Source organism: Saprospira grandis DSM 2844, assembly GCF_000275825.1.
GTDB lineage: Bacteria > Bacteroidota > Bacteroidia > Chitinophagales > Saprospiraceae > Saprospira > Saprospira grandis_A.
In genome coordinates this window covers 1,476,753-1,494,711 of sequence record NZ_JH719942.1, presented here as the reverse complement: position 1 = coordinate 1,494,711, position 17,959 = coordinate 1,476,753, and the positions used below count along the sequence as shown (strand labels likewise).

Below are 17,959 nucleotides of genomic sequence, written 5' to 3'. Positions count from 1 at the left end.
AAAACAAGAAACAAAATGGCTGTTACATTAAAAGCAGGAGATAAGGCCCCTAACTTTGAGGGCAAAGATCAGAGTGGGAAAAGCATCAGCTTGGCCGATTTTTCGGGCAAAACCCTGATTTTATACTTTTATCCCAAAGACGACACCCCTGGTTGTACCAAAGAAGCCTGCAACCTCCGAGATAACTATGAGGCTTTATTGGAACAAGGCTATGCGGTAGTTGGCGTAAGCCCCGATGGCGAAGCCTCGCATCAGAAGTTTATTGAAAAATATAGCCTGCCCTTTCCATTGATTGCCGATGAGGAAAAAGTCATTATGGAAGCTTATGGGACCTGGGGCGAGAAAAACATGTATGGCAAAATCAAACTAGGGGTATTGCGGACCACCTTCATCATAGATGGAGAGGGCGTCATTTTAAAAGTATTTAAGCGCCCCAAAACTGCAGAACACACAGAGCAGATTTTGAAGGCCATGGAGAAATTATCCTAGGCCAAACCATTTAGGGAGCGAGCATGAATACAGATCGCGAAATACTTTTGCTAGAGCAATTGAGTATGGGCCAAGAGCTGGCCCTCAAGGCCATTTTTGAGCAGCATTATCAGTCGATATACCGCATTATTTATCGGATGTTGCAAAATAAAGCTACGGCTGAAGACCTCTCTCAAGAGGTCTTCCTCAAACTTTGGGAAAAGCGAGAAAAGCTGAATATACGTGGACCAATAGGGCCTTATTTGCGTCGGATGGCGGTAAATGAGGCCTTGGGCCATTTGCGCAAGCACAAAAAGTACTTTATAGAAGATATAGAGGACCAACACGATCTGGCCGCAGCCCCAACTGCCGATGCAGAAGCAGTTTATGCAGAAAAAGAATTGAAGCAGGCCCTAAATAAAGCGATTAAGAGTTTGCCGCCTCGCTGTCGCTCTGTCTTTGTTCTTAGCCGATTTGATGGACTCTCTTATAAGGAAATTGGAGAGAGCATGAATATCTCGGTAAAAACCGTAGAGAACCAAATGGGCAAGGCCCTAAAGGTAATGCGCAAATTATTGAGCCCCTACTTGCCTTTGGCGCTCTTTATTGTTAAAGTTTGTTCTAGCATAGGGGCTAAGTTCTTCTAAGACATCCAGCAATAAACCAAAGGCAGAGCCCCAAATTAGATTCAAGAATAATATGGCAACATTATACAATGGCGAAGATATTCCATGGTCCTTACTAGCCAAGGACGTCCAAAATTGCTTAGCAAAAGAAGAGGAAGAAGCCCTGGCCGAATGGCTGGCCGCTTCAAAAGAACATCAGGCCCTACAAGCCGAGCTAGGGCGCATTTGGAGCCTGCCAGAAGCAGACTTGCCCCCCAGCAGCCAAGCAGAGGTTTGGCTGCAGCTACAGCAAAAGCTACAGCAAAGAAGACCGAAAAAAACCTTTTGGCAACGCTATACCAATCTGACGGCTGTAGCCGCTAGCTTGCTGCTGGTGGTTTTTGTCCTTTATGGAACCGGTAGCTTTAACTGGAAATCAGAAGCGGTGGCCGAGCTCAATTGGCTAGAACTAGAGGCCCAAGATAGCCGCAATTTGCAAATGCCCGATGGTAGCATCATTTTCCTCAATAAAAAGAGTAAACTCCGCTATCCCGATCGCTTCCAAGATCGTAGAGAGGTAGAGCTTTTGGCCGGAGAGGCCTTTTTTGAGATTAACCGAGATCTAGAACATCCCTTCGTTTTGCAAATTGCCAAAGCTGGACAATTAGAAGTGCTGGGCACTAGCTTTAATGTTCGGGCCTATGAAAATGAAAGCGAAATGTGCCTGTCGGTAAGCACAGGAAAGGTCCGCTACCGCAGCCCAGAAGGAGAGGAGTACGTTCTGGAAAAAGGAGAGGCCGTTTATTATAATTATAAAGACAAAAGGGCCAAACTGAAAAGCCCTGTCAATCCTACCTATTGGCGAGATGGCCTCCTAAATTATAAGGATTTTGCCCTAGCCGATTTGCGCCAAGATGTAGAACAAAAATATGGAGTGCATCTAGAGTTTGAAGACGAAGCTTTGGGCCAATGCCTTTTTAATGGCAGCTTTAAGTCACCTAAGGTGGAGGAGGTCCTACAAGCAGTTAGCTTTACCCTCAATTTATCAGTGAAAAAAGTAGCCGATAAAACCTATTTGCTCTCTGGAGCAGCCTGTACTTCTGCTTTAGATTAAAGCCTTTTAATGTATTGTCATGCGTTTATTTGCCCGCTTCCTTTTGCTGTTTTTCTTGGGCAGTCTGCCGCTTTTTATTTTGGGGCAGCGAGCTCAATGGGACTTTAAGGGAGAAACTTTAAAGGAAGTCTTAGTTGAATTGGAGCAGTCTTATGGATTGCGCTTTGCCTATGGCCAAGGTCGCTTGACTTTGGCCAAAGCTATTTTTCATAGGGCCAATAATTTGCCCTTAGATACGGCCCTAGTCGATTTATTGGGGAAGAATAATTTGGCCTACCAAAAGCTAGGTCAGCTCTGGGCCCTTAAGGATAGTACGCCCAAGGAACAATGGAGCTTGGCCGCCCCCGTTTTGGCCCCAAAACAACAAGCCCTAGCCCCACAGTCGCCTCTACCTTATAGCCGCCCACTGCCTCCCAAAATCCGCCTGAGTTCGGTGGTTTTACCGCCTCTTTATAGCGAGGGCTTACTGATTTCTTTAGATGCCCAACCTCAAGCCCAAGGCATTTTGGTCGACTGGGGAGCGCTTTGGAAGGAGGCCCTAGAACGTCAGTTTTTAGAGGAGTTGTCCATTTTTCAGCTGTCTTTTTTTGGTACAGCCGAGGAGCAGGCCGTCAAGGCGCAGGTGTTAGCGCTAGATATTGGTTGGGGCCGCCGCCGACAGCTTTTGGGCCTGCAGCTGAGCTTGGGCGCTAGCCGAGTCGAGGAGTCTGCTATGGGCTTTCAGTTTGCACTTTTGGCCAATCAGGTGAAGGGGGAACTAATGGGCTTGCAGGCCGCTGGTTTCTACAATCAGACGGCTAGGCTTTATGGAAGCCAGCTTTCTTTGGGCCTAAATCGAGTCGATAGCAGCTTGTCGGGCTCGCAGTTTGCGCTTTTCGGAAATTTGGCCTTGGGCCAAGGCTATGCGGCCAATAGTTTGCAGTTGGCAGGCCTCTTCAATTATAGCCGGTCCAATGCGCATGCGCAGCTGGGCGGCTACTATAATCGGGCGCCCAAATTGCAGGGCTGCCAACTCAGTTTGGGCCTCAATGATACAGATAGCCTGCAGGGCTTGCAGTTAGGCAGCATCAACTATACGGGCCATTTGCAGGGCTGCCAGTTGGGCCTCTTGAATATTTGCGATACGGCTGCTGCTGGCCTAGGCATCGGTCTGCTCAATATCTACAAAAAAGGAGGCTACAACCGCATCAGTCTAGGAGGCTCTGCCGCTTTGCACGCCCAGCAAAGTCTGCAAATTGGCCACCCCCGCTTTTATACAATTTATGAAATTGGCCAGCGCCTAGATCAACCGATTTGGCTCTGGGGCTTTGGCTTGGGCTGCCGCCTGCCCATGGAAAAAGGCTATTATTTGCAGCCCGAATTACTGGCTTATAGCTTACAAGAGGGGCCCGATTGGACCAATAGACAGGGGCATTTGTTGCAGTTACGAGCCCTTTTTTCTCATTCTTTGGGGCCAGGGCTGGAGCTGCTCACGGGGCCCGAACTCAATTTTGTTCAGCAAAATATAGAAGCTAGCCAGGCTTTGGGGCAGCAGTTGCTCTGGCAAAAAAAACAAGGCGATTGGGAACAGCGCTTGTTTTGGGGCTGGCAGTTGGCCGTTCGTTATAAATTGTGGTAGCTTTTGGGGCCTCCGCCTCGCTTCGCTCGTCGGCGCTACGTTTCGCAGCTCGCTGTTCGCTCGGCCCTGCGGCCTGACGGCCTTGGTCTGCGGCTTCGCCGCACTGCTGCACATCGCTAGGCCTGTGGCCCTTCGGGCCACTGCTGCGCATCGGTTACTCCCTTCGGTCGTCGAACTGCGCCCTAAAGGGCTTGTTGTCGCTTTGGGGTTCGCTGCTGTTTTGGGGCCTCCGCCTCGCTTCGCTCGTCGGCGCTACGTTTCGCAGCTCGCTGTTCGCTCGGCCCTGCGGCCTGACGGCCTTGGTCTGCGGCTTCGCCGCACTGCTGCACATCGCTAGGCCTGTGGCCCTTCGGGCCACTGCTGCACATCGGTTACTCCCTTCGGTCGTCGAACTGCGGTCTAAAGACCTTGTTGTGACCGCTCAACGGCCATTTTTAGGCTGGGCATTCTGCTTTGGCCGCCTAAAAGGCGCAAAACTTAGGTTTTGCGCCTTTTTTATGCCCAATTGTTACTAATAAGTTAAGATGCTGACTTAGTGAACTTATTCCCAAAGGCTAATGAGCTAACTTTTTCCTAGCTCGACTTAGCATTCGACTAGCTCGAGCTAACTTTTTCTTAGCTCGACTTAGCATTTGACTAGCTCGAGCTAGCTTTTTCCTAGCTCGACTTAGCATTTGACTAGCTCGAGCTAGCTTTTTCTTAGCTCGACTTAGCATTTGACTAGCTCGAGCTAGCTTTTTCCTAGCTCGACTTAGCATTTGACCAGCTCGAGCTAGCTTTTTCCTAGGCAGCAAAAAGGAGAAACACAAAATTTTAAACAGTCTCGTTTTATGCGTCTAGAGGCGGCGAAGCCGCCGGCTGAGGGATGGTTAAGGGGGCGGCGAAGCCGCAGACCCAGCAAAATGAGCGTAGCGAAATTTTGCGCAGGGCCGAGCAGACCTGCGAGCCCTGACACAGCCCGACCCGCCCGCAGGGCGGGGCAGCCCCAGAACAAAAAACTTTGTAACTTAGTGAGTGAAAAAAATGAAAAGATATGCGACTAAAAATAATGCTATTCCTAATATGTTTATCGGGGAGTTTATGGGGGCAAAAAAAGCTGCTCTTACGGCTAGAGCCGGGGCAATCCTTGAACCTATTGGCGCAAAAAAAAGATTGTTTGGCCAAAGATTGGGGTATTTGGCGCTACAGCATAGCGGCAGAAGACAGTGCGGAGGTGCGGCAGTATTTGGACCAAAGCTTGGGGCCTCAAAACTGGCAGTGGGAGCATCAATTGCAGTATCGGGCTAGGCCCAACGACCCCGAATATGATTTTTGGCAGTGGAACATGGAATTATTGGGTTTGCCCGAAATTTGGGAAGAAACCACTGGCGGTTTGGCGGGCTCTGATACCCTTGTTGTGGCTGTAATTGATGGGGGAGGAGACTGGCAGCATGAGGATTTGGCAGAAAATATATATATCAATTGGGGGGAAGTTCCGGATGATGGAATAGACAACGACCAAAACGGCTACATCGATGATTATCGGGGTTGGCGAGGGGATAGTGGAGATGATGATCATCTGGCCGACAGCCATGCTAGTTCGGTAGCGGGCATTATTGGGGCCAAGGGAAACAATGGGATTGGCATGTCGGGCATCAACTGGGACATAAAAATCATGTTGATTTCGGGGCAATCGGCCAACAGCCTTTTGGAGGAGAGCAACATTTTGGCGAGCTACTACTACATCTGGAAAATGCGGCAGCTTTATGAGGCTAGTGGGGGGCAAGAGGGGGCCTATATTGTTGTGAGCAATTTATCGGCGGGCATAGACTTTGGGCGGCCCGAGGATCATCCGCTTTGGTGTGGGGTTTATGATAGTTTGGGGCAGGCGGGCATTTTGAGTGTGGCGGCCAGTATGAATCGGAAAGAAAACATAGATGAGGTAGGCGACATGCCCTGTCTTTGTCCCTCCGAGTCCTTAATGACTGTAAGTTTGAGCAATCGTTATGATGCATTGGACCGCAATGCGCCCTATGGCCCTTTGCATTTAGATTTGGCGGCGCCTGGGGCGGTCTATACGCTTCGGCCCAACAATACTTATAATGTATTTGGGGGAACCTCTGGGGCGGCGCCTCATTTGGCGGGGGGCATCGCCCTATTGGCGAGTTATCCGGCAGCAGATTGGCAGGCCTACCTCAAGGCCGAGCCGCAGGCGGCTATGTACTTATTGCGCGACATCTTATTGGCCAGCGTGAGTAAAAAGGGCGATATGGAGGAATTAAAATCTGGGGGGCGCTTAGATTTGGGGGCGGCCTTTGGCTTATTAAAATCCTTATATGGGCCAAAAGAGGAGGAAAATTCTTTTTTGTGGCGGCGGGCTTCGGATCAAATATATTTAAGTTATCGGACCAAAAGAGCGGGAATTTACCATTTGCGGATAACAGATATAGGGGGGCGGCAAGTTTTTTTTGCAGAAAAAGCCTTGGGAGAAGGGGCGTTAACTATTTGGGAACTAGGGCCTTTTGAGGGGCGGCAACTTTTGTTTATCTCGCTCTATGAAGAAGACCGCTTAATAAAGACAGAAAAGTTTGTCTATTAGCAATTGCTTTCATACCTTTGCAAAGCCCAAAAGGGAAGGCCACAAGCGGCTTAAGAAAATAAATAGTGAAAAAAACTTCAAAAAGTTTTGTAGATATAAAAAACCATCTTATATTTGCAACCGCAACGAAGAAAATGCACTAGTTGTAAAATGGCTCTGTAGCTCAATTGGATAGAGCATCTGACTACGGATCAGAAGGTTAGGGGTTCGACTCCCTTCAGGGTCACATCTTTATTGTTTTAAAGAATTGATTAGGTTCCACAAGCGATTGTGGAACTTTTTAAATTAGAAAGAGCAGTCATGTCGAGAATTTGTCAATTGACCGGAAAGAAAGCTATGGTGGGAAATAATGTTTCTCACTCTAATCGCAAGACCAGACGTCGTTTCAATGCGAATATTAAAACCAAGCGTATTTTTGTACCCGAATCAAATGTTTGGATCAAAGTAAAGGTGAGCATGCGTGCTCTACGTACGATGAACAAATTGGGGGTATATAACTTCTTGAAGCGTCAGATCGCTAAAGGATACGATCCCTTTATTTGGGTAGAAGATCCTAAAGCTGCTGAAAAGAGTAATGAGCGTGGCTACCGCCGCCTAGAGCAGACTGATGCTCAGGGTAACAAGAGCTACAGCATCACTTTTGAGCCTGAGGCCGCAGATAATAACCGCAAAGTGCGTCTCTCTTCTGTTATTAAGTAAATAGAAAAAATCATCACACATTATGGCTAAGAAAAGCAAAGGTAATCGCGTACAGGTGATTTTGGAGTGCACAGAGCACAAAGATTCTGGTCTTTCTGGCACTTCACGCTACATCACTGTGAAGAACCGTAAGAACACACCTGCTCGTATGGAGTTGAAGAAATACAATCCCATCTTGAAGCGTTACACTATCCATAAGGAGATTAAGTAATTTTTCGAGAACTATCCGCTCGACAAAAAATAAATCGTCATGGCTAAGAAAGTATCAAAAAACGCGCGTGTAGCCCAACGTGCTGCGAATGCAGGCAGTGGTAAAGATCACGTGAGAGTTGTTAAGTCTGTAAAGGACCCCAACACAGGAAAGTATTCTTATAAGGAAGTTATTGTCCACAAAGATCAAGTGGAAGACTTCTTCAAGAATAAATAATCAGGTAATTAAGGCAAATTATGAAAGTGGCTCTTCCTGTTGAGGGATGAGCCCTTTCTGTTTTTTTATTTGACCTTTTTTTGCGTTCTTTAGGGGTGCTCCTTATTGTTCATCTAGATTAAGCAGTCTTGTATGGGATTTTTTAATAAACTTTTTGGGAAGAAAGAAAAAGAAGACCTGGATAAAGGCCTAGAAAAGACGAAGACTAACTTCTTCAATAAAATGTCTAGGGCTATTGCCGGTAAAACTAAGGTAGATGATGAGGTACTAGATGAATTAGAGTCTGTACTGATTCAGTCTGATGTAGGACTAAAAACGACCATTAAAATTATTGAGCGGATTGAGGAGCGAGTAGCTCGTGATAAGTATATGTCTACTTCTGAGCTCAATGAGATTCTCCGAGACGAGATTGTTCAGTTATTGGGCGAAAACACGACAGAGGAGACCAATTTCTTTTCTATCCCCCAAGAGGTTAAGCGTCCTTATATTATTCTTATTGTAGGTGTAAATGGAGCGGGCAAAACAACCACTATTGGCAAATTGGCCAAGCGTTTTGTAGATCAGGGCCATAAGGTGGTCTTGGGTGCAGCCGATACCTTCCGTGCCGCCGCTGTAGATCAGCTAGGCATTTGGGCCGAAAGAGTGGGCTGCGATTTTTATAGCAAGGGCATGAATACCGACCCTGCCGCTGTAGCCTATGAAACTACCCAGTACGCTATCCAAAATAATTGTGATATTGCTATTATTGATACGGCCGGGCGCTTGCACAACAATAAGCAGTTGATGGCCGAGCTCTCTAAGATTAAGCGCTCTTTGTCTAAGCAAATTGAGGATGCTCCTCATGAGGTTATGTTGGTCCTCGATGGCTCTGTAGGCCAAAATGCTTTCATTCAGGCCGAGGAGTTTACCAAAGCAACAGATGTAAGCTCGCTAGCCATTACCAAATTAGACGGTACCGCCAAGGGCGGAGTGGTCATTGGAATTAGCGACCAATTTAAGATTCCTATTAAATATATTGGGGTAGGAGAGGGCATAGAGCACCTCCAAGCCTTTAATAAACGCAGCTTTGTCGATTCTTTCTTCTCGCAAAAAGAAGAATAGTAGATACTGCTACTTACAGCTATTGACCAGTTCGAGCTGGCTTTTAGTCCAACTACCCCACTTCTTTTGAAGCCGGTACTTGGACTAATTATTTTTGGCCTGAGCCTAGCCCTTTACTGCTCCAAGAAATAAAAAAAGCGCAACAGCTAAACTAGCTGTTGCGCTTTGGTTGTAAATAGGGCTTCAATTAAAAATTGCGGCTCGCTTTTACAATGCGGTCATTCACCGGCTGCTCATTGCGGTAATTATGAACAGGCATGTTCTCTTCTAGTACTTTGGCCTGCTTCAAAGAGATGTTAATAGGCGTCTTGAAAATATACCACTGCACATTTTCAGAACAAGGAGGGGTGGTCAATGAACCCGTGTAATGATAGTAACTTCTATCCTTAGGAAGGTTGAGGTTCATATCAAAAGGTTTCCCAATCTCTTTCTGCGCACCCGGCTCTAAAGGAAGATAAGCCTCCAAGAAGTCAAAGGGAGCACTCTGACCACCTTCTTTGGCCATAACCGCCAAAACAGCAATCTCTCCCTCTTTGTTGGCATGTACCAAGTGCATCTCTAAAGGATAACGAACGCCCTCAATAGTGTGCTCAGAAGGCTCGTGAAAGTGAAATTGCTTGAGGTAGTATTTCTCCCCCTCCAAAACAATATAGTCCCCAGCCTCAAAATCATACTGAATAGAATGACCATTGTTGATTACATCATGCAAAATCGTCTGATCCGCATACTGAATGTCTAATGGAGGAAGTGCCTCGTCTGTTTTGTACTCCACAATGTTAATGGGTGACTGATGCATTCCCCCACAACTAGAGGTGTTTTCTAGCTCGGCCCAATGCTCTGGCCCCGTCTCTCCCTGATAACTCCAGTCCTCATGATGATGCCCCTCATGCCCTTCTTCTAGAGCCGACTCTAGTTTTACGGGACTTTTTTCTACAGTTTCTGGATGGTGTTCGTTGATGTGCTTCTCCTCAGAAGAACAGGCCGTTAGGCCTAGCCCAAATACAAATAGGGCTAAGTAGCTTAGCGTTTTCATAAATTTTCTTTTTTGTAGCTATTGGATAACTACAAAGGTCGAGGCCATCCTAGACTTCTTCGATGATTTTTGTCACAAAGTCAAATTTTTGTCATAAAAAAAGCCAGCTAACTAGCTGGCTTCTCTATTTTATAGACAATATTCTACTTACTTAGTCATCATCTTCTTCCTCCAAATCAATCTCCAAACCAATTTGCTCCTCTACCGAAGGCTTTGGCTCCTCCTTTTCCTCCGAAATAGTAGGCTCTTCTTGCTCCTCTACAGACGCAATTGCTTCCTCTTTAACCGCTTTCTCTTCTTCCTTGGGCAAATTGCCCACGGTTTCCATAAAGTCCTGATAACAAAAGATAATTAAAAAGACCCCTAAGCTAATCGATGCATCGGCCAAATTGAATATGGGCTGGAAAAATAAAAAATGCTTGCCCCCCACAAAAGGTATCCAAGCCGGATAATCCCCCTCCAAAAGCGGAAAGTAAAACATATCAACTACCCGACCATACAATAAGGGCGCATAGCCTTCTCCATATGCAGTTACTTCAGCCAAACCTCCATGTATCGGACTTTCCGTGAAAAATGCCCCATAAAATACACTATCCAAAATATTCCCCAAGGCCCCAGCCAAAATAAAGGATACACTGCTAATTAAGGTCCGCCCTTTCTTTTTCTTAATAATCTGATATAGATAAACAGACATGATGCTGACCGCCACCAAACGAAAACTAGTCAGTAGCAGTTTCCCATATTCTCCCCCCAGTTCTAAACCAAAGGCCATCCCCGGATTCTCCGTAAAATAAATCTGTCCCCAATCTTGCCCCTCGCCAAAAATATTAAAATGTTGGCCCATCTGCATGTTGAGCTTGACCCAAATCTTGAGCCACTGATCCGCCACTAAAACGACGATCAATAACAGACTCGCTAGTATTCCTCTTTTCAAAATGTATTTGTTTTCTGTTCCAGATATGCTATCTCAACAAAAATAATAAAGTTCTGCATAACTAGCTTTGAGAAACCCAAATTCTAAACTTTATTGCCTCTTCGGCCCCGCCAAACGAAAGTATTTCCGATATATCGGTTTCCGATAGGCAAATTGTAACCAAAGCGAAGGATACATCAATAAATTTAACCCCCAAGGAGCCTCATAATCAATTTCGTCCACAATCCAACTTCCCCCCTCCGCCGGCAATACCCAATGCTTGTGCCGCCACTTTTTTAAGAAAAAAGGCAGCTCTTCCCCCTCGGCCTCATCCACAAAGTAATATCCACCCCGCTCTTCGCCATGATCCGTAATCCGCCCCCGCCAGTTTTGCTTAAATAAGCCAAAATTTAATTGCATTTCTACCCGGTCTCCCGTCTCACTGCCATCAAAACGCAACAGCTTTAAGCCAACTCCCGGCGGCTTGAGCTGGATAAATAGTTCTCGGTCAAAAGCCGCCATCACTTCTTTGGGGGCCTGCTCTACCTTCGTTTTTAATAAAATTTGCATCTCTTTTTTTTCTACTTGATGAGTTGATTATTTTGGGGCCTCCCGCCTTCGGCGGGCGCTACGTTTCGGGGCTCGCTATTCGCTCGGCCCTTCGCCAGCTTTGCTGGCTCGGTCTGGCCTACAGCCACCCCTGCACATCGCTAGGCCTGCGGGCCTGACGGCCCTTTGGTCTGGCCTTTGGCCAGCCCTACACATCGGTTACTCCCTTTGGTCGTCGAACTGCAGCCTAAGGACCTTGTTGTGACCTGCGGGCCTGACGGCCCTGCAAAACCTTTTATTGGACCATCATATCTATATTTATGTCTGCTTCTATTCCTTTGTTTTTTCCCAAACTAGAAATCCTTTTAGCCTCCAAATCGCCCAGAAGACAACAACTGCTGCGAGATATGGGCCTGCGCTTTCAGCAAATTGCCCAAAATGTAGAAGAGGATTATCCCCCTACTCTCCCCCTAGCCGATATCGCCCTCTTTTTGGCCCAAAAAAAGGCCCGCTCGGTGCTGCACCTACTAAAGAAACCCGAACAACTCCTCCTCTGTTCAGATACTACCGTCATTGATGCCGAAAATAGCTACGAAAAACCCCAATCCACAGAAGAAGCCAAGGCCTTTTTAAGGGCCTTATCGGGCAAAACGCATGAGGTCCGTACCGCTGTTTGCCTTTGGGCCCAAGAAAAACGCTACAATATTGTGGGCAGCTCTAAAGTAGAATTTGCCGAGCTGACCGACCAACAAATTGAGTATTACGTCACTCATTTTCAACCCTTTGATAAGGCCGGCAGCTACGCTATCCAAGAATGGATCGGCCTGATTGGCATTAAAGGCATTCAAGGCAGCTACTTTAATATTGTGGGCCTACCCAGCCAACAACTATTTGCCGCCCTTTGCGATTACCAAACTATTTTGGACCAAAAAAAATAGCGCTCCTACAGGCGGCAAAGCCGCCGCAAAGGCGCATAGCGCCTCGGCCTAGCGATGTGAAAGGGTGGCCGAAGGCCAGACCGAGTTTTTGAGCGCAGCGAAAAAACGAAGGGCCGAGCAGACCTGCGAGCCCTGAAACGACAACAAGAACTTTAGTTCGCAGTTCGACGACCGAAGGGAGTAACCGCCGCAAGGCGAAGCCGCAGCGGAGGCCCCAAAAACAACAAAAAAAGCGACTCGCTCAGCAGCAAGTCGCTTTTTTTATAGCCCTTGAAAAAAAAGGCAAAAAAAACTGTAACCAAAACATAAGATAAGACTTATTGAAGTGAAATCTGTCGTTCCTCAATCATTCGGCGAATATTGATCAAAGCATAGCGCATGCGGCCCAAAGCCGTATTGATGCTTACTTTGGTGAGCTGAGCAATTTCTTTGAAAGAAAGCTCGGCATAATGGCGGAGGATAATGACCTCGCGTTGTTCTTTAGGTAGGCAATCGACCAGTTGGCGGACTTTATCGTAGGTTTGGCGCTTCATGATGCGAGTTTCTTGATTATCCTCATTGACTTTAAGGATGTCCAGGATATCAAAATCATCGCTGGCGGCCACCGTAGGCCGGCGCTTATTCTTGCGGAAATGATCGACACAAAGATTGTAAGAGATGCGCAAAGCCCATTGAAGAAATTTGCCTTCTTCATTGTAGCGGCCAGAGCGAAAAGTGTCGATAATTTTGATGAAAGTCTCTTGGAAAAGATCATTGGCTAGATCCTTATCTTTGACAAACATATAGATAGAGGTATAAATTCTAGCTTTATGCTTGTTCAATAGGTTTTCAAAAGACTTTTCGTCTCCTTGCATATAGCTACGGATAAGGTCCCGATCGTGAGCAGATTTACAGGTCATGGCAGTATTTTTTAGGTACAACAAGAGTATGCAGTCCTAGGACAGGCTGTTCTGGGCAGACTATGCCCATAAGGTAAGGAGTGAACAGATTTAAGGAGTGGCCCAAGGCGCATGTTTAAGAACTAGGAAATTTGAACTAAAGGTGTAAATCTTTGTACGATAGGCAAAGCTTGTTTTTTCTTATTAGAGGAGAAGGTTATTTTTTTTGGAGTATTGGGGGCTAGGCGCAAATATAATTCATTATTTAGGGAATTGGCCTATGTCCAAGTTTGTTTTTTATCTTTGTGGGCCTAATAATTAGCTGTGGGACATTATTTTTTGCCGCAGCGAGGACCCATTTTTTAGTTTTCCTTAAGATTACGCACAATTGCCTGAAAGGTTGCAAGATGAGAGAAAAAAAATCAATTCGCATTAAGGGGGCCAATGCCAACAACCTTAAAAACGTAGATGTAGAAATTCCCTATCATCAGTTGGTCGTAGTGACTGGCGTTTCGGGTTCGGGAAAATCATCTTTGACCATGGACACCCTCTATGCAGAAGGGCAGCGCCGCTATGTCGAGAGTTTATCTTCTTATGCTCGACAATTTTTGATGCGGATGAAAAAGCCCGAAGTAGATCAAATTAGCGGCCTTTGTCCCGCTATTGCTATTGAGCAAAGAGTGGGCAATAAAAACGCTAGATCTACAGTAGGCACCCTAACCGAAGTTTATGATTACCTCCGAGTGCTTTTTGCTAGAGTAGGACATACTTTTTCGCCAATTTCTGGCCAAGAAGTTAAGAAGCAATCGGTAACCGATGTGATTGATTTTTTACATCAGCTAGAAAATGGCCAAAAGGTCCTTTTACTCGCTCCTGTTTTGCTCCAAGGCCGAAGCCTAGAACAAAGCCTAGATCTACTCCTCCAAAAAGGCTATACTCGCTTGCAATGGGAGGGCAAAACACGTAAAATACAAGAACTTTTAGAAGCAGAACTGCCCAAAACGGAGGCCGTTCCTTATCTTCTGATTGATCGATTTGTCATAAACAAAGACGATGCCGAAAACAATAAACGAATTGCAGATTCCGTTGACTCTGCCTTTCAGGAGGGCCTTGGCCGTTGCTTTATTGATTGCCTAGATGGCCAGTTGCATAGCTTTAGTACTCGCTTTGAACTGGACGGCCAAAGCTTTGAAGAACCCAGCCCCCAACTCTTTAATTTTAATAGCTCTTTGGGCGCCTGCCCCGCCTGCGAAGGCTATGGCAAAGCCCTAGGTATCGATGAGGAAAAAGTAATTCCCAATAAACAAAAATCCATTTTTGAGGATGCCGTGGCCTGCTGGCGTGGAGATAAGGCCAGCCGCTGGCTCAAAAAATTACTCAAAGTAGCGGATAAGTTCGATTTTCCAGTCCACCGCCCTTACCGAGAACTCAATGCCCAACAACGGAAGGACCTCTGGGAGGGAAATAAGCATTTTGCGGGAATCAATGGCTTTTTTGAGGACCTCGAAAGCCATTCCTACAAAATCCAAAACCGAGTGATGTTGGCCCGATACCGAGGGAAAACAGTTTGCCCCGCCTGTCATGGAACTCGCCTTCGCCCCGAAGCCCTCTACATAAAAATCAATGGCTACCATATTGGCCAATTGGTCCAAATGCCCATCGATCAGTTGGTGGACGTCCTCGATAAACTAGAACTAAGCCCACAAGAGGCCGAAATTGCCGACCGCCTGCTGGAAGAAATCAAAAGCCGCCTGAATATTATGCTGGAGGTTGGCCTGAGCTATCTTAGCCTAGACCGACTGTCGGCTAGCCTTTCTGGCGGAGAAATTCAACGTATTCACCTTACCAGAACGCTGGGCAGCAACCTAACGAGCTCGCTCTATGTCCTAGATGAACCCAGCATTGGGCTGCACCCCAGAGATACAGACCGCCTGATTAAGGTCTTGCGCAAGTTGCGCGATTTGGGAAATACCGTGGTGGTGGTCGAACATGAAGAGGATATTATCGCCCAAGCCGATTACCTGATTGATGTAGGCCCTTTTGCGGGCGTGCATGGCGGAGAAATTATTTTTGCTGGTCCCTATCCCGAAATTCATAGCACCGCAGCCGATAGCCTCACCGCTAAGTATATGAGCGGCCGCATGAGTATTCCCTTGCCCGATAATCGCCGAAAACCCCATAGCTTTATCCGCCTAGAAGGTGCCGCAGAACATAACCTCAAGAATATTGACGTCAATTTTCCCCTGCATAGCTTTTCGGTGGTAACAGGCGTGAGCGGTAGCGGAAAAACAACCCTGGTCAAGAGCATTTTATATCCTGCGCTTTTGCGAGCCCTTGGAGAAGATAGCAAGAAAAAACCTGGCGCCTTTAAGTCCCTAACAGGAGATTATGAGCAAATTGGCCAAATCGAAATGGTCAATCAATCGCCAATTGGCCGCTCTTCTCGCTCCAATCCCGTCACTTATGTAAAGGCCTATGATGCCATCCGTAAGCTTTTTGCCAAACAGCATACGGCCAAAATGCAAAATTTTAAGCCCAAGCATTTTTCCTTTAATGTAGAGGCGGGCCGCTGCGAAAGCTGCAAAGGCGAAGGCGAAACAGTCGTGTCTATGCAGTTCCTCGCCGATGTTCGCCTGATCTGTGAAGATTGCAATGGCCAACGTTTCCAAAAAGAGGTGCTAGCCGTAAAGTATAATGATAAATCGATCTATGATGTCTTGGAAATGACGGTAGAGGAAGCCCTGCTCTTTTTTCAGGACCAAAAAGATATTGTCCGCAAACTCCAACCCCTAGCCGATGTCGGCCTGGGCTATATCCGCCTCGGACAGTCATCTAGTACGCTCTCTGGTGGAGAGGCCCAAAGGGTAAAACTGGCCGCTTTTTTAGGCAAAGACGAAGGCCGAACGCCACATATCCTCTTCATTTTTGATGAACCCACCACCGGCCTGCATTTTCACGATATCAAAAAACTACTAGATGCCTTTAATGCATTGGTAGAGGCTGGCCATAGCGTGATCGTTATCGAACACAATATGGAGGTCATCAAATCTGCCGATTATATTATTGACCTTGGCGCTGAAGGCGGCAAAAATGGCGGCCAACTCCTCTTCCAAGGTAGCCCAGAAGAAATGCTCAAAATTGAAGGCTCTTATACCGCCGATTTTCTCAGAGCAAAGCTCAAAGAAGTAATGAAGTCTTAAGCTAGGATGCTGTTTTGGGGCTGCCCCAGCCTGCGGCTGGGTCGGGCTGTGTCAGGGCTCGCTGCTCGCTCGGCCCTTCGCCGCTTTCAGCGGCTCGGTCTGGCCTGCGGCCCCCCTTATCCATCCCTCAGCCTGCGGGCGCTTTGCGCCCTGCTAAACGCAAAACAAAAAACCCCCTTTTCTAAATCAGAAAAGGGGGTTTTTTGTTGGGAGCAAGGCCTACCAGCCCTCTCCATCAGAGTTGTCGTTCTGATCAAATTCCCATTCGCTACCTTCTTCATAACGACGGCTGTATTCTTCGTAGTCGTAGTCTGGCAACAACTCCGTTTTAACATGATCAACCACATCGTTTAAGCTCTGGACAAAACGATTGAAGTCCTCTTTGTATAAGAAAATCTTGTGTCTAGAGTAACTGTCATCCTCAAAACGGCGCGTACTCTCCGTAATGGTCACATAATAATCATTCCCTCTGGTCTGCCGTACATCAAAGAAGTACGTTCGGCGTTTGCCCGCTTTTACTTTGCGCGAGAAAACACTCTCGAAGCGCTGGTCCTTTTTGTCAAATCCCACGTCCTACAAATTTTGGTTGCGTAAAAAGAAAATCTTGCGAACAAATGTAATTTTTTTATCCCAAAAAAAAGAAAGCCAGCTTTAGCATTCTTGCCCTTTTTGCGATTAACAGGCGGCAAAGCCGCCGCAAAGGAGCGCAGCGACTCGGCTGAGGGATGGATAGGGGGGCCGAAGGCCAGACCAAAGCCGCCGCAGGCGGCTGCAGGGCCGAGCAGACCTGCGAGCCCGGCACAGCCCGACCCGGCCGATAATTCATGAGGGTTTTAACCCTCATTTTGTATTGCTTCGCAAAGCGGTACCGCTTTGCGCTGGTTGTTAAGCTGGCGGAAGGGGCAGCCCCAAAAAAATATCCTAACCTCTCAACTGATCCAATAAATTACTAAGCTGCCCAGCCTCTTCTTGCTCCAAATGACTCATGCAATCTGCCATCTGGACCTCTAGTTGGGCAGAAGCCTCTGCCAATACCTTTAAGCCCTCCTCCTCAATGTAAATGTCTACCCGCCGACGGTCCTGCTTGCAAGATTTTCGCAAAACCAAACCCTTGCGCTGCAATTTCTCCACCAAACGAGAAGCATTAGAGGTCTTGTCAATCATGCGCTCTGTCAATAACTTGACGGTGGCCGGCTTGCCCCGCATCCCCCGCAAAATCCGCAAAATATTAAATTGCTGCACCGATAAATCATAGGGCTTCAAAACATCGGTCTGTAGCTTACTGAGCCAAGAGGCCGTAAACAAAATATTGACTCCTACCTTATGATACATACTTTTAAATGGACGTTGTTGGTTGATCTCTTCCTCTATTTTCATCTTGCTTTAAGTTGTTAGTTATTAGACAATTTTAAGCCTAAAAAGTTGCTAAACTGTCTAACTGGCTTTTATCTATTTTGATCCCTAAAAAGGCTTCTATCTCGTCTAGCTTTTCATAAATAGGCGTGGCCCGCCCCGCCTCAATTAAACGCAAACTCTCTAAGGATATCCCCAAACCCTCTGCCAATTCCTCCTGGCTCCAGGCCCGCCGCTGCCGCTCCAATCGAATTTGCTCCCCCAAGTCGTTGGGCCAATCCATCTTTGGTGCAGACTCCGATATACAAGCAACAAAAAGAAGGCAAAACCCAAAAGTAAATGGATATAAATTGTTTTTTATCGAAAAATATCCAAACATATGCGTTTATTTTTTGCCAAAAATACTAATTTTAAGGCCTAATTGTTTGAAACATAAGTATTTAAAACTTTTTGTTGCTCCTTTGGCCAGTATTTTATTAATTACA

Annotated in this window: 18 protein-coding genes and 1 tRNA gene; 12 read left to right on the top strand and 7 right to left on the bottom strand. The window is 46.7% G+C overall.

The features are described from left to right. Positions 1-15 precede the first annotated feature (15 nt). The 10 genes from bcp (at position 16) to ftsY (ending at position 8,610) form a co-directional block, all read left to right on the top strand. The gene (gene bcp, locus SAPGRDRAFT_RS06820; protein WP_002658242.1) at positions 16-489 is read left to right on the top strand and encodes a thioredoxin-dependent thiol peroxidase; all 474 of its coding nucleotides are present in this window, start codon (positions 16-18) and stop codon (positions 487-489) included. A 23-nt stretch (positions 490-512) separates the two neighbouring features. Then, positions 513-1,115 (top strand): RNA polymerase sigma factor, encoded by a 603-nt coding sequence (locus tag SAPGRDRAFT_RS06815; protein WP_002658240.1) that lies wholly within the window; start codon positions 513-515, stop codon positions 1,113-1,115. Between the two features lie 52 nt (positions 1,116-1,167). Further along, complete coding sequence (locus SAPGRDRAFT_RS06810) at positions 1,168-2,187, top strand: FecR family protein (protein ID WP_002658239.1); 1,020 nt, start codon at positions 1,168-1,170, stop codon at positions 2,185-2,187. Between the two features lie 19 nt (positions 2,188-2,206). Next, positions 2,207-3,805 (top strand): hypothetical protein, encoded by a 1,599-nt coding sequence (locus SAPGRDRAFT_RS06805; protein ID WP_002658237.1) that lies wholly within the window; start codon positions 2,207-2,209, stop codon positions 3,803-3,805. Between the two features lie 1,033 nt (positions 3,806-4,838). Further along, positions 4,839-6,383 carry a S8 family serine peptidase gene (locus SAPGRDRAFT_RS06785; RefSeq protein ID WP_002658235.1) on the top strand — a complete coding sequence of 515 codons (1,545 nt, stop codon included), beginning with the start codon at positions 4,839-4,841 and terminating at the stop codon, positions 6,381-6,383. A 152-nt stretch (positions 6,384-6,535) separates the two neighbouring features. Further along, positions 6,536-6,609 (top strand) — tRNA-Arg (locus SAPGRDRAFT_RS06780). 74 nt (positions 6,610-6,683) lie between these two features. Continuing rightward, on the top strand, positions 6,684-7,082 hold the full coding sequence (gene rpmB, locus SAPGRDRAFT_RS23795; protein WP_002658234.1) for a 50S ribosomal protein L28: 399 nt from the start codon (positions 6,684-6,686) through the stop codon (positions 7,080-7,082). A 22-nt stretch (positions 7,083-7,104) separates the two neighbouring features. After that, the gene (gene rpmG, locus SAPGRDRAFT_RS06770) at positions 7,105-7,293 is read left to right on the top strand and encodes a 50S ribosomal protein L33 (RefSeq protein WP_002658233.1); all 189 of its coding nucleotides are present in this window, start codon (positions 7,105-7,107) and stop codon (positions 7,291-7,293) included. 39 nt (positions 7,294-7,332) lie between these two features. Beyond that, the gene (locus SAPGRDRAFT_RS20335) at positions 7,333-7,509 is read left to right on the top strand and encodes a DUF4295 domain-containing protein (protein ID WP_002658232.1); all 177 of its coding nucleotides are present in this window, start codon (positions 7,333-7,335) and stop codon (positions 7,507-7,509) included. Between the two features lie 132 nt (positions 7,510-7,641). Continuing rightward, a complete protein-coding gene (gene ftsY, locus SAPGRDRAFT_RS06765; protein ID WP_002658230.1) occupies positions 7,642-8,610 on the top strand; it encodes a signal recognition particle-docking protein FtsY in 969 nt (322 codons plus the stop codon). Positions 8,611-8,797: 187 nt separating this feature from the next. Here ftsY and SAPGRDRAFT_RS06760 read toward each other — a convergent pair whose 3' ends face one another. From SAPGRDRAFT_RS06760 to SAPGRDRAFT_RS06750, 3 genes are all read right to left on the bottom strand, one after another. Then, positions 8,798-9,643 carry a carbonic anhydrase gene (locus SAPGRDRAFT_RS06760; protein WP_002658228.1) on the bottom strand — a complete coding sequence of 282 codons (846 nt, stop codon included), beginning with the start codon at positions 9,641-9,643 and terminating at the stop codon, positions 8,798-8,800. Between the two features lie 151 nt (positions 9,644-9,794). Further along, positions 9,795-10,577: a lipoprotein signal peptidase gene (locus SAPGRDRAFT_RS06755; RefSeq protein WP_002658227.1), complete on the bottom strand. Its 783-nt coding sequence runs from the start codon at positions 10,575-10,577 to the stop codon at positions 9,795-9,797. Between the two features lie 90 nt (positions 10,578-10,667). Further along, the gene (locus SAPGRDRAFT_RS06750) at positions 10,668-11,126 is read right to left on the bottom strand and encodes an SRPBCC family protein (protein ID WP_002658225.1); all 459 of its coding nucleotides are present in this window, start codon (positions 11,124-11,126) and stop codon (positions 10,668-10,670) included. Positions 11,127-11,425: 299 nt separating this feature from the next. Here SAPGRDRAFT_RS06750 and SAPGRDRAFT_RS06745 point away from each other — a divergent pair, with 299 nt between their 5' ends. Then, on the top strand, positions 11,426-12,043 hold the full coding sequence (locus SAPGRDRAFT_RS06745) for a Maf family nucleotide pyrophosphatase (protein ID WP_002658222.1): 618 nt from the start codon (positions 11,426-11,428) through the stop codon (positions 12,041-12,043). A 317-nt stretch (positions 12,044-12,360) separates the two neighbouring features. Here the strand turns inward: SAPGRDRAFT_RS06745 and SAPGRDRAFT_RS06740 are convergent, their stop codons facing one another. Next, positions 12,361-12,942, bottom strand: a complete 582-nt coding sequence (locus SAPGRDRAFT_RS06740) for a sigma-70 family RNA polymerase sigma factor (RefSeq protein ID WP_002658221.1) — start codon at positions 12,940-12,942, stop codon at positions 12,361-12,363. A 386-nt stretch (positions 12,943-13,328) separates the two neighbouring features. On the opposite strand from SAPGRDRAFT_RS06740, the gene uvrA reads away from it, so the two are divergent. After that, the gene (gene uvrA / locus SAPGRDRAFT_RS06735; RefSeq protein ID WP_002658218.1) at positions 13,329-16,121 is read left to right on the top strand and encodes an excinuclease ABC subunit UvrA; all 2,793 of its coding nucleotides are present in this window, start codon (positions 13,329-13,331) and stop codon (positions 16,119-16,121) included. Between the two features lie 219 nt (positions 16,122-16,340). On the opposite strand, the gene SAPGRDRAFT_RS06730 is transcribed toward uvrA, so the two are convergent. The 3 genes from SAPGRDRAFT_RS06730 to SAPGRDRAFT_RS06715 form a co-directional block, all read right to left on the bottom strand. After that, positions 16,341-16,691, bottom strand: a complete 351-nt coding sequence (locus SAPGRDRAFT_RS06730) for a DUF3276 family protein (protein ID WP_002658216.1) — start codon at positions 16,689-16,691, stop codon at positions 16,341-16,343. Positions 16,692-17,042: 351 nt separating this feature from the next. Continuing rightward, positions 17,043-17,498 (bottom strand): MarR family winged helix-turn-helix transcriptional regulator, encoded by a 456-nt coding sequence (locus SAPGRDRAFT_RS06720; protein ID WP_002658214.1) that lies wholly within the window; start codon positions 17,496-17,498, stop codon positions 17,043-17,045. Between the two features lie 37 nt (positions 17,499-17,535). Further along, entirely contained in the window at positions 17,536-17,853 is a 318-nt protein-coding gene (locus tag SAPGRDRAFT_RS06715; RefSeq protein WP_002658213.1) for a helix-turn-helix domain-containing protein, read from the bottom strand. Positions 17,854-17,959 lie beyond the last annotated feature (106 nt).